This window comes from Mucilaginibacter sp. UYCu711 (assembly GCF_050433825.1).
In the GTDB taxonomy this organism is placed as follows: Bacteria; Bacteroidota; Bacteroidia; order Sphingobacteriales; family Sphingobacteriaceae; genus Mucilaginibacter.
In genome coordinates, this window is sequence record NZ_JBNPWM010000008.1 from 61,976 (window position 1) to 75,336 (window position 13,361).

The 13,361-nt window shown below is 41.2% G+C and carries 13 protein-coding genes; 4 read left to right on the plus strand and 9 right to left on the minus strand.

Going from position 1 to position 13,361, the window contains the following annotated elements; all coding sequences use genetic code 11:
- Nucleotides 1–51 precede the first annotated feature (51 nt).
- Together ABIB50_RS17365 and ABIB50_RS17370 are read right to left on the minus strand one after the other, a co-directional pair.
- On the minus strand, nt 52–648 hold the full coding sequence (locus ABIB50_RS17365) for a gliding motility lipoprotein GldD (RefSeq protein ID WP_429381671.1): 597 nt from the start codon (nt 646–648) through the stop codon (nt 52–54).
- Nucleotides 645–1,445 (minus strand): shikimate dehydrogenase family protein, encoded by an 801-nt coding sequence (locus tag ABIB50_RS17370; RefSeq protein ID WP_429381673.1) that lies wholly within the window; start codon nt 1,443–1,445, stop codon nt 645–647. The genes ABIB50_RS17365 and ABIB50_RS17370 overlap by 4 nt, the downstream gene beginning before the upstream one ends.
- A gap of 208 nt (nt 1,446–1,653) precedes the next feature.
- On the opposite strand from ABIB50_RS17370, the gene ahcY reads away from it, so the two are divergent.
- Entirely contained in the window at nt 1,654–2,970 is a 1,317-nt protein-coding gene (gene ahcY / locus ABIB50_RS17375) for an adenosylhomocysteinase (RefSeq protein WP_429381675.1), read from the plus strand.
- A gap of 77 nt (nt 2,971–3,047) precedes the next feature.
- Here ahcY and ABIB50_RS17380 read toward each other — a convergent pair whose 3' ends face one another.
- From ABIB50_RS17380 to ABIB50_RS17410, 7 genes are all read right to left on the minus strand, one after another.
- Nucleotides 3,048–3,539 (minus strand): hypothetical protein, encoded by a 492-nt coding sequence (locus ABIB50_RS17380; protein ID WP_429381677.1) that lies wholly within the window; start codon nt 3,537–3,539, stop codon nt 3,048–3,050.
- A 92-nt stretch (nt 3,540–3,631) separates the two neighbouring features.
- Complete coding sequence (locus ABIB50_RS17385; RefSeq protein ID WP_429381679.1) at nt 3,632–4,363, minus strand: SIMPL domain-containing protein; 732 nt, start codon at nt 4,361–4,363, stop codon at nt 3,632–3,634.
- 210 nt (nt 4,364–4,573) lie between these two features.
- A complete protein-coding gene (locus tag ABIB50_RS17390) occupies nt 4,574–5,272 on the minus strand; it encodes a LytR/AlgR family response regulator transcription factor (RefSeq protein WP_429381681.1) in 699 nt (232 codons plus the stop codon).
- Between the two features lie 10 nt (nt 5,273–5,282).
- A complete protein-coding gene (locus tag ABIB50_RS17395; protein ID WP_429381683.1) occupies nt 5,283–6,440 on the minus strand; it encodes a sensor histidine kinase in 1,158 nt (385 codons plus the stop codon).
- Nucleotides 6,441–6,482: 42 nt separating this feature from the next.
- Nucleotides 6,483–9,302, minus strand: coding sequence for a PKD domain-containing protein (locus ABIB50_RS17400; RefSeq protein ID WP_429381685.1), 2,820 nt, complete (start codon nt 9,300–9,302; stop codon nt 6,483–6,485).
- A 158-nt stretch (nt 9,303–9,460) separates the two neighbouring features.
- On the minus strand, nt 9,461–10,150 hold the full coding sequence (locus tag ABIB50_RS17405) for a hypothetical protein (protein ID WP_429381687.1): 690 nt from the start codon (nt 10,148–10,150) through the stop codon (nt 9,461–9,463).
- Between the two features lie 47 nt (nt 10,151–10,197).
- Complete coding sequence (locus ABIB50_RS17410; RefSeq protein WP_429381689.1) at nt 10,198–11,343, minus strand: YncE family protein; 1,146 nt, start codon at nt 11,341–11,343, stop codon at nt 10,198–10,200.
- 246 nt (nt 11,344–11,589) lie between these two features.
- Here ABIB50_RS17410 and ABIB50_RS17415 point away from each other — a divergent pair, with 246 nt between their 5' ends.
- From ABIB50_RS17415 to ABIB50_RS17425, 3 genes are all read left to right on the plus strand, one after another.
- Entirely contained in the window at nt 11,590–12,135 is a 546-nt protein-coding gene (locus ABIB50_RS17415) for a peroxiredoxin (RefSeq protein WP_429381691.1), read from the plus strand.
- A 57-nt stretch (nt 12,136–12,192) separates the two neighbouring features.
- Nucleotides 12,193–12,777 (plus strand): carboxymuconolactone decarboxylase family protein, encoded by a 585-nt coding sequence (locus ABIB50_RS17420; RefSeq protein WP_429381693.1) that lies wholly within the window; start codon nt 12,193–12,195, stop codon nt 12,775–12,777.
- Nucleotides 12,778–12,891: 114 nt separating this feature from the next.
- Nucleotides 12,892–13,356 (plus strand): response regulator, encoded by a 465-nt coding sequence (locus ABIB50_RS17425; RefSeq protein ID WP_429381695.1) that lies wholly within the window; start codon nt 12,892–12,894, stop codon nt 13,354–13,356.
- Nucleotides 13,357–13,361 lie beyond the last annotated feature (5 nt).

The window sequence follows — 13,361 nt, forward strand, 5'->3', positions numbered from 1 at the left end:
TATATCAAACTTTAAAAACGTATAACGTAATACGTACAACGTCAAACGTTGCTATTTCCACTTAAAGCTTTTTATCATCACATTAATATCCTGCTTAACAAAATTAAGTACAGGCTGGATGGAATCAAGCCGGGGTTCGTTATTAAAATATAAAGCTCCACGCATATAGTTTTTTACACTATCGGTTAAAAAAAACTGTACTGATGATGCCGAGTTGCCGCCAATAGTATAGTAAAGGCCGTAAACTTTATGCTCGGGTACGCTGATGTTCCCCTGGTCAATAGCCGTAGCTTTTACAGTATTTTTAAAGGCAAACTTCCTCGCATCTTCTGTTAATTGACGAAATACATCCTTTGATGTTATAGTTTCATAACTTAAATGCAGCGTACCGTTAAACTGCGGGAACTGCATATTTAACAGGTGGTTCATGTTGATCAGCTTTGGACCAATGCGGGTTTGCGTATCTTTTTCTATCCGGGCATATACCGGGTATTGGAATGAGAACGGGTAACCTGATACAAACTCTTTATATTCTTTTTTAGGAAACTCGATCCTGAAATATCCCCTTGGCTTAGGCGAATAATCATTATTACTGCCACAGGCCGAAAAAAATAGCACCGCTACTATTAAAATTGCAAATATCCTCATGGATGTTTTTCTTTTGAGTTCCAGATCTCCCATGATTTTTCGGCTTGCAGTATCAGCATCTCGTAACCATTTTTAGGGGTCGCGCCACGCTCGGCGCCTTTTCTTAAAAATTCTGTTTCAGGAGGGTTGTAGATCAGGTCGTAAAGTAAATGATCGTCGGTTATAGCATCGTACGGGATGGGCGGAAACTCGTGGATATCAGGCGCAGTGCCTAACGGGGTAGTATTGATAATTAAATTATGGCCCTTAATGTGGCGGGGTTTAAGATCCTTAAACAACAAATTTTCGCCATGTGGTTTGCGGGTAACAATCCGGAAGCTGATATCTAAGTTTTGTAATACACATTTAACCGCTTGTGCCGCGCCCCCATCGCCTAAAATTAACGCGTCGGTATGGCGGTCCTTTAAAAGCGGGCGTAATGACATTTCAAACCCATACAGATCGGTATTAAAGCCTTCCAGCCTGAAATCGTGTCCGCCCACTCCAACTTCGCCATTAAATGCGGCAAGTACCGGGCTTTCTTTGGTAATGCGGATACAATTTACCGCGCCTGCTTTACGGGCATCATGTTCTATCCAGTCTAAATATCTTAACACATTTTTTTTATGCGGAACAGTTACATTTAACCCGCATAAGTTGGGATTAGCATCCAAAAGGTCCTGCAGATCTTTAATGTGCTCAAGCGTATAAAGATCATATACAGCATCTTTAATATCCTCATCTAAAAACTTTTGGGTAAAGTATTTTTTTGAAAAAGAATGTGAAAGCGGAAAGCCGATCAACCCGTATTGTTTCATGCTGTAATATTACCAACAAACAACGAGGATTTTTAATTTTTTGTTTGGATAGGTTAATTGATTATTGCTGATGTGCCAACTCATCCCGATAGGAACTCTTCGGGGCTGGTTATCACCATCATGCAATAATCGCAAAATGAATACTTTACAATTTCACTTTGACCGCGAAATGTGTTATTTTTGCATTTCAAAAAAAAATTAAAACGCTATGTCATCAGTAGAGACCGCTTACACCAAGTACAAAGTAAAAGACTTTTCGTTAGCCGAATGGGGCCGGAAAGAGATCGGATTAGCCGAAGCAGAAATGCCGGGCTTAATGGCGCTTCGCCATGAGTTTGGTGCTGCACAACCATTAAAAGGTGCGCGCATTGCAGGTTGCCTGCACATGACCATCCAAACAGCTGTGTTAATTGAAACACTGGTTGCATTGGGTGCCGAAGTTACCTGGTCATCATGTAACATTTTTTCAACTCAGGATCATGCCGCTGCTGCAGTTGCCGCTGCAGGTGTTTCTGTTTATGCCTGGAAAGGTTTAAACGAAGTTGATTTTGATTGGTGCATCGAACAAACATTGTTCTTTGGCGAAGATCGTAAACCGCTAAACATGATCCTTGATGATGGTGGCGATTTAACCAATATGGTATTTGACCGTTATCCTGAATTAGTTGCCGGTATTAAAGGTTTATCAGAAGAAACCACCACCGGTGTACACCGCTTATATGAGCGTGTTAAAGCCGGTACATTACCAATCCCTGCTATCAACATCAACGACTCTGTAACCAAATCAAAATTTGATAACAAATACGGTTGCCGCGAATCATTGGTTGACGCGATCCGTCGCGCTACCGACGTTATGATGGCCGGTAAGGTAGGTGTTGTTTGTGGTTATGGCGACGTAGGTAAAGGATCAGCAGATTCATTACGTAACGCCGGTGTACGTGTTATTGTTACCGAGATTGATCCTATCTGCGCTTTACAGGCAGCTATGGAAGGCTTCGAGGTTAAAAAATTAGGCACCGCTATTACCGAGGCTGATATTGTTGTAACTGCTACAGGTAACAAAAACATTGTTCGCGAAGAGCATTTCCGTGCATTGAAAGATAAAGCCATCGTTTGTAACATTGGCCACTTTGATAACGAGATTGACATGGCCTGGTTAAACAGTGCTTATGGCAATACCAAAATCGAAATTAAGCCACAGGTTGATAAATATACCATTAACGGCAGCGACGTAATTGTATTAGCTGAAGGTCGTTTAGTAAACTTAGGTTGTGCTACAGGCCACCCAAGCTTTGTAATGAGTAACAGCTTCACCAACCAAACTTTAGCGCAGCTTGAACTTTGGACAAACAGTGGCGCTTACGAAAACCTTGTTTACACTTTACCAAAACACTTAGACGAGAAAGTTGCCCGTTTACACCTTGCTAAAATTGGTGTTGAGCTGGAAGTACTTGACCAGGATCAGGCTGAATATATCGGCGTAACTGTTGAAGGTCCGTTTAAACCGGAGTATTATCGTTACTAATAACTATAGCGATGGGTTTAAAACCATCGCTATTTATAAAAGCAAAAGGGCTTGATTTTAGGATCAAGCCTTTTTTGTTAATTATCTTGGTATAAACACCACCAATATTTTTGAGCAGGTTCATAGTTAGTACGAGAGCCTTGATTGGGTACTACATCAACTATGTTTTTTGTGCTTAGTCCCATTGGTAATGTAACAAAATCTACCGCGTTGCCTGTTAGTGAATTTGACGAAGTACCGTTATCAAATAGGATTTTAAAAAGGCAATAGCCCATACCAGATTCGGCTGCTTTGTAAAGTTTATTAGCAAAATTTGGGGGTAGTCTATTCGGACTGTCTTTAATTACATCTACGTTTTCTATTAAAATATATTGTTTTCCTGCATCTTGATCGGGCATTACTCCCCACGTTCTTAAATAACTCCCCAGTTCAGCTAAATATACGTTGTCGATGATAAGTCTACTTTTTAATTTTATTTGACATGGATAATAATACATTCCATCACCATCCGATGGAATGATGTTAATGAGTTGTTGTTTTTGATTATCCGAAATTGTTTGGATATCCATAAATGATCAAACTTAATTTATAAAGGCCCTATGGTATTATGCCAAACTTACGAAGCTTTCAAAAGCTTCGTAAGCCTTAAAGCAATACTAATCTAATTAGCCTGGAACTCCATCCTGATTGTAATAGAGCCGGTTTTGCGCCTGCTTGACGTGTTGAATGAGCCGCCATAGCTATAGTCTTCGTTGCTGTTTTTCCCTGTTATTTGAAAAACACCCATAGTAGCTTTTTTTAATTTACCTAAAGAGCTGCCTGCATTTTTTGCAATGGTTTCGGCTCTTTCTTTAGCATCGGCGCTGGCCTTGCCCAGCAGTTCCATTTTAACCTCGTTAAGTTTGGTGTTATAAAAAAAAGGCGATGACGAATTTAACTCTATGCCGGTTTCTATCAGTTCTGTTGCCTCACGCGAGATCTTGTCAACCTTGTCTATCTCGGTCGATTCTACCTTTACAGCTTGCACCAGGCTATAGCCGGTAAATTTTTGGCCGATGTTTCTGCCACTCCCATCAAGCATTGGCCCAAACTCTTTGTTTATGGTTACTGCTGAAAAAACCATTTCGGCATTGTTGATACCCTTTTTTAAAAGATATTGGCGAATGGTGTTTTCATCACCTTTAAGCGCCGCGTAAGCACTTTTTAAATCATCCGATTTACGCGAGTAAGTGCCATTCCAAACTATTAAGTTGCTGTTAAAATCTTTTTCGGCCAGGCCGGTAACAACAATAGTTTCCATGGTGGTGGAGCGGTATTTGTAGGCGCCACCAATTATGGCAAATGCAATTATGGCCGAAAGGCCAATAATGACAGCAGTAAGATATGGTTTCATGTATCTGAATTTATTTCTATGACGCTAAAAAGCAATAATGGTTTAGGTAAAACGCAGATCTGTATAATAATGTTTTCGTAACTCTTATGGTGTGCCAGGGTGTACCACCCGTGCCAGGTGTTACACCTGTGCCTGGTACAGTACAGCACTCCCGTTATAAAGTGCCACAGTCAATAAGCAAAAAGCCGGTGCGAAATAAAAAACCTTTGCCTATGCCGACCAGCCCTTTATCGTATCGATATAGCTGGTACCTACCGGCAGCTCAATAGCATGCAATTGCACTTTTCGGTTATGTATCGACTTAACCTGTTTTAACGAAATAGCATAACTGCGGTGAATCCGGACGAACTGCTTTTCAGGCAGCTTCTCTAAAAGCGATTTAAGGGTTTGCAGGGTAAGTATAGGTTTTGAATTTCCTAACAGGTAGATTTTAACATAGTCCTGCATACTTTCCAAATATTCAATCTCCTTTAGGTTTATTTTTATGGTGCGATATTCTGAGTGTACATATATGGCTTCGTCCTCAACACTGCTTTCGCCAGATTTGTATTCATAGTATCCTATGGCCTTTTCAACGGCGGCGGCAAAACGTTTTTGATCTATCGGCTTAAGCAGGTAATCCAAAGCCTGCAGCTCAAAGCCCTCGTAAGCAAAGTTTTTGTAGGCGGTGGTAAATATCACCATAGGTTTATCGTCGCCCAATGCCCGCACCAGGTCAACGCCGGAAATATCGGGCATATTGATGTCGATGAATAGCAGGTCGATCTTGTTCTTTTTCAAAAACTCGGCGCCCGATATCGCGTCCTCAAACGTATGAAACAGCTGCAAAGCCGGAACCTGCGAGATATATTTCTTGATGATCTCCAGCGCCAGGGGCTCATCGTCAATAGCGACACATTTTAATTGCATAATAAGGGGATTAACAATCTATTTCTAAATGTACGGTAAACAAGTTATTCTCTGTATTGATATCCAACCGGTGCTTGCCCGGATAAATATGATTTAATCGTTGCCGGGTATTTTTGATGCCGATACCTGTACGATTAAGCTTTGAGCCATTCTCTATAATGCTGTTCTGGCTAAAAAACGATAATTTGTCGGCCTCGACAGTTAACTTGATTGTTATGTTGGTAGCTTCATGTTTACTGATACCATATTTAAATACATTCTCAATAAATGTCATCAAAATTAATGGGGCAATACGCTGGTAACCTATAGTGCCGGCCAGTTCAAAATTAAGCTTGGTTTTTTTACCTAACCGCAACCGTTGCAAATCGATATAATCGTTAATGCAGTCCCACTCATGTTGTAATGACACCTCGTCTTCTTCTACCTCGTCAGTAACATACCGCATAATATTTGATAGCTTCATGATACTTGCCGATGTGTGCTCGCTACCCGTAACAGACAAGGCGTAGATATTATTTAGCGTATTGAACAAAAAATGCGGATTTATCTGTGCTTTTAAAAAGGATAGTTCGGCAGTTGCTTTTTCGGCTTCCGCTTTTACCATGCGTTGCTCTGTAAACTGCCATTTTTGCACAGTGCTTACGGCAATACTCAGCCCCATAATCACAATAAATATAAACAGGCCCACCATATCAATGTTACCCGCCTGGTGTATAATTACAATGCCGTTTGATGGCTTTGGCTTTGGGTCCTGCATCCGCATATCCTGGTGGGGCAGCGGGCCAAAGGGCAGGCTTTTGGTGTTGGGGCCTATGCTTTCCGCATTTGGTAAGCCAATGTTTTTGGGTTTGGGGCTTTCGCGTAAATTATGTCGCAACAGGTTATCAAAAGGCTGCAAATAATAAACCGAACCTGATAGGAGCAGTACAATTACACCATATACAAAATACTTTTTCCTGAATACAAATTGCGGTACCAGGTACCAGGCGTTCAGGTAAAACATAAAAATATAGGTGAGACAAAATAGCCAGTAGTAAGGCGATGATATAACGAAGTAGGTACTGCTAACGTTATCCTGCGTACGGTTCATAAACAGCAGCGGAAAACCCAGGAACATTAGCCAGCCCGCCGCATGTATAATAAAACCGGTTAGCTTAGAGCGGTGCATCTGTAAAAAAATTATTACTCATAAATATATTGATTACACGCATCATTTTATAATTGTTAAACTCCCCGTTATGGGCTTGCGCCCGCTTTTGGTATCTATAATATAGTAATATACACCAAACGGCAGTACTGTTCCGTTATGCTTACCATCCCACGGCACAGTATAGTTGTTTGAACTAAATACTTTCGATCCATTCCTGTTAAACACCTCTATAATGGCTGTAGGATAAGCATCTAAATATTTGATGTTCCAGGTATCGTTTATGCCATCATTATTGGGGGTGAATGTGTTAGGTACAACCGGGGTTTTTAAAACCGAAACCAATACTTGAGCCGACGAACTACAACCTTGTGCTGAGGTTACAGTAAGTGTATATTTGGTATCGGCACCTGGGCTAAAAAACGCATTAAGCATAGTAGGGTCGCTAACGCCGGTAACAGGCGTCCAGGAATATTTTAAATTACCGCCACCACTTACAGCTGGGTTTAAAGTTGTTTGCTGGCCTTCTAACGCCACGGCTGTTGGGGCCAGCGTTATTACCGGTAAAGGGCTCACCGTAATTTTAAAAGTTGTGGTGTAAGTGCACCCGGTATTATCTGCAGTATACAAATACTTAATAGTAAATGTGCCGAAACCTGAAATTTTCGGGTCAAATACCCCATCGGCAGTTATACCCTCCCCCGTAAATGTTGGTTTGCCTGCTATATTGGCCGACGTTTTAATATTTATTGGCCCGGCATCCTGGCATAAAACAAACGGACTTACAAGCGTGGTACCGTTTACTGATAAAACGGCCACCGGATCAGGGTTAATAATTACGTCCTGTTTAAATGTCGGATCAGGGCATGGGCCTCCAATGCGGGCTATTAGAAGCGCGTGATAAATTTGTGGCGTTGCGGTATTATTTACCCCGTAAAAATAACGATACTTATTATCGCTGCGCATTTTAGCCTGAGTAATTACTACGCTATCTGTTGGATGATTATCAACATCATAAAACCAAACCAATCTTTTTATATTACTGCCAACATCCGTTTTATCAATAAAAGTAACGCTATCGCTGCTACAAAGGTTGGCTTTATTTTCTATCTCAAAATTGGCTATGGGCACTCCGGTTGCTGTAAATGTTTTTTGCTGTATGCTAGGTGGGCATCCGTTTTGTGCCGAAACTGTTAAGGTTATTGTATAGTTACCCGGATTTACATATTTATGGGTGGGGTTTTGCAGTGATGATGTATTTGGGTTAGCTGTTGTTGCAGCCCCGTCACCAAAATCCCAGCTAAAGGTAAAACCGGGGGTACCCGGCTTTACAGTTACATCAGTAAACTGGGTAACATCTCCGGGGCATATGGTAAAATTCGCTGCTGCAGCCGCAACCATTTTTGAAAATATATCGCTTACACAACTTTTAGATGTTGTTACCTCTAAAGATACTTTATGATCTCCGGTGGTGGCAAAGGTATGAGTAAAAGGCGCGCCACTTGTTAAAACAAGCGCGGGTGTACCGTCATCAAAACTCCAATGCCATTTTACTATGGGGTCGATACTTGTAGATTTATCAGTAAAAGTAACCGGCGAATTGGGGCATAGCGATACAGTTGCATCAAAATTTGCCACTACCTTTGGTGTTACGTGTACTATTTGCTGAGAGCTGGATGCACAACCCGTGCTGTTTGCAACCGTAAGTGTTACAGGGTAATCGCCTGGAGTTTCATAGGTATGCGACGGGTTGGAATCAACACTCGTTTCACCATCGCCAAAATCCCATTTCCAGCTGGTTATAGGAGTGCCGTTGGGAGCTGATTTATCTTTGAAGTCGATTGTTTTAAGCAGGCAATTCGCATTATTAGCAGCTACAAATGATGCAGCCGGTGAGCTACCCACCGTAAGTGTTAATACGTTTGATGATACCTGGCAGGATGCGGAGCCACTATTAGCAGCTTCTGAAGTTACCATACGGTATTGATAAGTGCCTGCAACGGTCGGCTGATTTACCGTATAGGTTGTTGTGTTTGCTCCGGCAATATTTGCCCAGGACGACCCGACACTTACCTGCCACTGGTACGATGGATTAGCGTAGGCGTTATTTACCACTGTAGAGCTTAACGTATAGCTTTGTTTTGTACCGGTACAGGCATTTTGCACGGTAGGCTGAAAATTATCCACGATAAAGCTTGAGCTAACATTAGGGCCACAGGGTCGAAAAGTTATATCATCTAAAACCAGGTCATTGCCTGGTATGCCGCCAGGTGAGTTATTTGTTATTTGTACTATAACATCCGACTCTCCTACCGGCATTTTAAAACTTGTTCCATATTGTTTCCAGGTTAAACCACCCGGCGTTACAGGAATAATGCCCGTATTAAACGTTGCAAGCACAGAAACTCCATCCGTTTTAAATATAGTAAAAGTGAGGTCTGGTGGACTAACGTCCGTAGTTCTTATCAGATTTGCAGCCCAGGCCGCAAACTCGAACGTGGTGCCCGAACATAAGCCGCTAATCGTAGTTTTATAAAAATAATCTGTTTTTAATGAGCTGGCATTTACAACCATCATATAACCACCAGTATTGCCGGTATGGTCTTTAGTGCTCCACCAAACGTTGCCTGAACCCGCGGTGGTATTTTCGACCGTGTATGATCCGTCGCCGGGAAAATCATTAGGGCTGTAGGTATAGCTTGTAGTACCTGCAGGTAATGCCCCTGCGTGCACTGAACTGCCGGCTCCAAAATCAAGCTTTACAACCGCATCGCCCAAACTGCCGGAACATAGCTGCGCATAACTTGTAGCAGGTAAACCTACAAGCAGCGCCACAACTAAAGTAACTAAACTATATTTCTTTATAAGGTTTACTGTACTCACTATACATAGTCCCGGACAAGTTCAATTTCACAAACAGCAATCGCACACGCTATTCCTGTGATACTAATCAAATATAGTTAAAGTTGCTTGCGGGTCAAAAATGTATCGCCGAATGATAGGTTTGTATAGATGAATGAATTTAAGAGGTCAACAGCTATTTATTCCTGACCAATAGGCAGCAGTCTTTTATAAAAACGCGCCAGTAAAAAAAGGGCGATAAATGTGTGTAATGTAATTAATAACGCTGTGCCCATTATCCACGGGGCATTTAAAAATCCCTTATTTAGCAGCGTGTTTAAAGCGGTAAGTACATACGTTAATATAAACACCAGCGGCAGGGTTAAGAAGCCGGCTATATACAACCACGCCATTTTATTTTTAAGGGTTCGATATGCTTTTATGATTGGCGGCAGCCCTATTAATACCAGAATAAATGAACACGTTAAAACCAATTGATTATGGTTTAAACTGTCTTTAAGCAATTCCCTGGTAACTATCATTTCATCGCCGCTACCCATCATCGCCTGCGTAATGCGGCCAAAAGGGATATTGGCAAATATTAAAGCAAATCCAATAGCTTTATAATTATTGTTGGCCGAGTATAACAAAAACATCCCTGCCCACATCAGCGTAAATGAAAACAACGGACCAGCTAAAGTTGCCAGCCACGAGTTAGGGTGATGTACGCTGCAATCTTTACATAAATTCCAAACATTAAAGTCCCTGCTGCCCCAGCCGCCGCAGATAATGCGCCCGATTGTGATGTGTACTGTTTCATGCAATTCAAGCATTACCAGTGTGAGCAATAAAAAAGCAATTATATAGCCAAAGGATAGTTTAAGTTTCATGGAAACTCAGACTACCGGAATTAGTTTTAGGTTACAGCAATTTCTTGCTACATCACCCTGCCTAATCCAAACTGATCGCCCGCCCTAACAGGTTTACCATCTTTAAAGTCTATCTCCAGTACTTTTTCGCTTGCTACATTATTGTAATTTTCGTCTTGAAGCACGGTTATTATCTTGCGCGTTTTAACGTCAATAACTTCTCCGCTTGATGGATAGGCGTATTTACCATCAATAGTAAAAGTTATCCAGCCGGGCATATCCTGCAAGAGTATTGTTGTTAACTGCTGATAGGGTGCCACAGCACTAAAAACATGCATGCGCATGTTAAATCCGTCGCATAGCCATACTTCTTTTTCATCAGGAGTTAAGCCTATACCATGGCTTGGGCACGAGTGCCGCCTAACGGGGCCTGTTGTCCAGCCTTCAACTTCCTTATGTGCTATTTTTTTACCGGTTGTAATGTCGCCTACTTCAAATCCTAACAAATCATTACAATTAACAAAAATGCGGGTCTCTTTTCTGTTGATGGTAAATGGTCGCACAAAATTGACAAATGGGCCAACCTGGGCAGTAACTTCGTTGGTTTTGGTATCGGCAATTTTTACCATAGTATTTTTTATATCGGCCAGGTAAGCATGTTTGCCCGATAAAGCGTAAATAGTATTATGCGACGCGTTAAAACCATCTAACCGTTTTATAATATTTCCGGTTTCGCAGTCTATCACGTTCCAGTAATGGCTCTCTAACGATGGCAGGTACATAGTTTTACCATCCGGAGAAACTGATAAGCGGTCGCACCCGTCGGGGATAGGTTTTTCCCAAATAAGTTTACCAGTTACAATATCAATACGCTGCAGCCCTTCAAGCGTGGTTACATACACACTATGCAGCGGCAGACTTACCCCTATACCCTTAACATTTGATGGCAAGCCATTTTTGGGATGCAAACCGTTTAACGGGATCCGCTTTACAAACTTATGGCCATGATCAATATCAAATACCATCAATCCGTGGCCACCGTAGCCCAAATAATCCCGGATACCGGGTGCCGCTACAAACAAGTATCGCCCGTTCATTAACGATGAAGCCGCGCTTGCTTGACGAGCTATCCGTGCATACGGCCTCCATGATATGGTAAAAGAAATAACAGCGCAACATACAAGCGCAACGGCTATGCGGGTGATGATTTTCATAAAAAGCTTATTTTTAGGAATATTGGTTGCGTTAAGATAAGTAGTCGGTTTTAAAATAGCAAGCGTTATTTTTTGCAGATGTAATAGCCATTTTTAATGCCAGGTCAATCCATTAAATCATATTTATAAATACTATATAAAAACATATATATATAGATATAAACTATAGCCTATTTAAACTTGCAATACACCTCCTCCTTCAAATTGCGTATATTTGTGTGAAATTTAAAAACACATAATTTATATATGATTACCATAGGACAAAAATTCCCGGCATTCTCTAAAACAGCCGTAGTAAGTTTAGAAAAAGGAAAAGAATTTGAAACATTAACTTCTGATTATTTAGTTAATGATGATAATGTTTGGACCGTAATGTTTTGGTGGCCAAAGGATTTCACCTTTGTTTGCCCTACAGAAATTGCCGAGTTTAACAAAAACTATCGCGAGTTCCGCGACCGCGAGACCCGTTTAATTGGTGCATCAACTGATTCTGAATTTGTGCACGCCGCCTGGAGAACCCACCATGATGATCTGCGCGATTTGAAATTCCCGATGTTGGCCGATACTTCAAAATCATTAGCCGAAGAGCTGGGTATATTAGAACCTACCGAAAAAATTGCTTACCGTGCTACTTTTATAATTGACCCTACCGGTATTGTACGTTGGGTATGTGTTAACGATTTAAGCGTTGGCCGTAACGTTAAAGAAGTATTACGTGTATTAGATGGTTTACAAACCGACGAGCTTTGCCCATGTAACTGGGAAAAAGGACAGGAGACATTAACTGCTTAAACTTTAAATCCCCGCCAAAACGGGGATTTTTTTATTATCATAAATTATGCAAATACCATGAGCGAAAGCACAGAAACTATAAACGAATTACTACAAAGTATTGGCGTTGATACTGCTTACCGGACCGCCAGCCTTACTTTGTTGGAACAAGGCGAGTCGCGCTATTTACGCGATTTGAAATTAAACTTTACCAGCACACTAACCTCAGAGCAGCTGAGCACTAAAGAATGCGCCTTATTGGGTTTAAGTGTAGCCATTAATAACAACAATCTGCCGCTTACAAATTACTATACCGAATATGCTACAGAGCAGGGAGCAACTGATGCCGAGATTTCAGAAGCCGCAGCATGTGCGTCATTATTGGCATCAAACAATATATTTTACCGTTTCAGGCATTTTACACAGAAGGAAAAGTATACCCAGATACCGGCGCGTATCCGTATGCAGATCATGATGAAGCCCGTAACCGGCAAGGAGTTTTTTGAATTAATGAGCTTAACTATATCTGCAGTAAATGGCTGCGAAATGTGCGTTAACGCGCACGAAGATTCACTTATAAAGCTCGGCACCAGTGAAGAACGCATATTTGATGCCATCCGCATAGCATCGCTCGTAACAGCAACCGGAAAAATTATATTTTAATTACTCATATTTTTTCGATATTTATATTTAAATTGTATAAACCGACGTTATTAACCGCCTAAAAAAGCCTAATAATAAGCCGGTTTATAAACGTTATATTAATATCCCCCCCTCATGGCCGATAAAAAAATAACAATACTCTATGTAGATGACGAAGAAAACAACCTGTTTTCTTTTAAAGCGGCATTTCGTTTAAAATATCAGATTTACACTGCCATCAGCGGTGATGAAGCTTTTAAAATACTAAACGAAAAACCGGTACATATTATCATTACGGACCAACGTATGCCGGGCATGACGGGCGTTGAGTTTTTAGAAAAAGTTATCCCGATATTTCCCGATCCGATCAGGTTATTGCTAACCGGCTATGCCGATATGGGTGCTGTTGTTGATGCCGTTAATAAGGGCAAAATATTCCATTATTTGAGCAAACCCTGGAACGAAGAAGAGTTGGACATAACCATAACACGTGCTTACGATGCCTATTTAGAAAAGCTGAAACTTAAAGAAGAAAATGAAAAGCTGGGCACATCAAATGATCAGCTGGAATTTTTATTGAGGCAGAAGCTATTATCGTAAAAAGG

Excerpts from the sequence above, each read along its gene's own strand:
- ABIB50_RS17380 (WP_429381677.1), bottom strand. The coding sequence starts at position 3,539 with ATGGATATCCAAACAATTTCGGATAATCAAAAACAACAACTCATTAAC.
- ABIB50_RS17370 (WP_429381673.1), bottom strand. The coding sequence starts at position 1,445 with ATGAAACAATACGGGTTGATCGGCTTTCCGCTTTCACATTCTTTTTCA.
- ABIB50_RS17385 (WP_429381679.1), bottom strand. The coding sequence starts at position 4,363 with ATGAAACCATATCTTACTGCTGTCATTATTGGCCTTTCGGCCATAATT.
- ABIB50_RS17365 (WP_429381671.1), bottom strand. The coding sequence starts at position 648 with ATGAGGATATTTGCAATTTTAATAGTAGCGGTGCTATTTTTTTCGGCC.
- ahcY (WP_429381675.1), top strand. The coding sequence starts at position 1,654 with ATGTCATCAGTAGAGACCGCTTACACCAAGTACAAAGTAAAAGACTTT.
- ABIB50_RS17425 (WP_429381695.1), top strand. The coding sequence starts at position 12,892 with ATGGCCGATAAAAAAATAACAATACTCTATGTAGATGACGAAGAAAAC.
- ABIB50_RS17395 (WP_429381683.1), bottom strand. The coding sequence starts at position 6,440 with ATGCACCGCTCTAAGCTAACCGGTTTTATTATACATGCGGCGGGCTGG.
- ABIB50_RS17390 (WP_429381681.1), bottom strand. The coding sequence starts at position 5,272 with ATGCAATTAAAATGTGTCGCTATTGACGATGAGCCCCTGGCGCTGGAG.
- ABIB50_RS17410 (WP_429381689.1), bottom strand. The coding sequence starts at position 11,343 with ATGAAAATCATCACCCGCATAGCCGTTGCGCTTGTATGTTGCGCTGTT.
- ABIB50_RS17415 (WP_429381691.1), top strand. The coding sequence starts at position 11,590 with ATGATTACCATAGGACAAAAATTCCCGGCATTCTCTAAAACAGCCGTA.
- ABIB50_RS17420 (WP_429381693.1), top strand. The coding sequence starts at position 12,193 with ATGAGCGAAAGCACAGAAACTATAAACGAATTACTACAAAGTATTGGC.
- ABIB50_RS17405 (WP_429381687.1), bottom strand. The coding sequence starts at position 10,150 with ATGAAACTTAAACTATCCTTTGGCTATATAATTGCTTTTTTATTGCTC.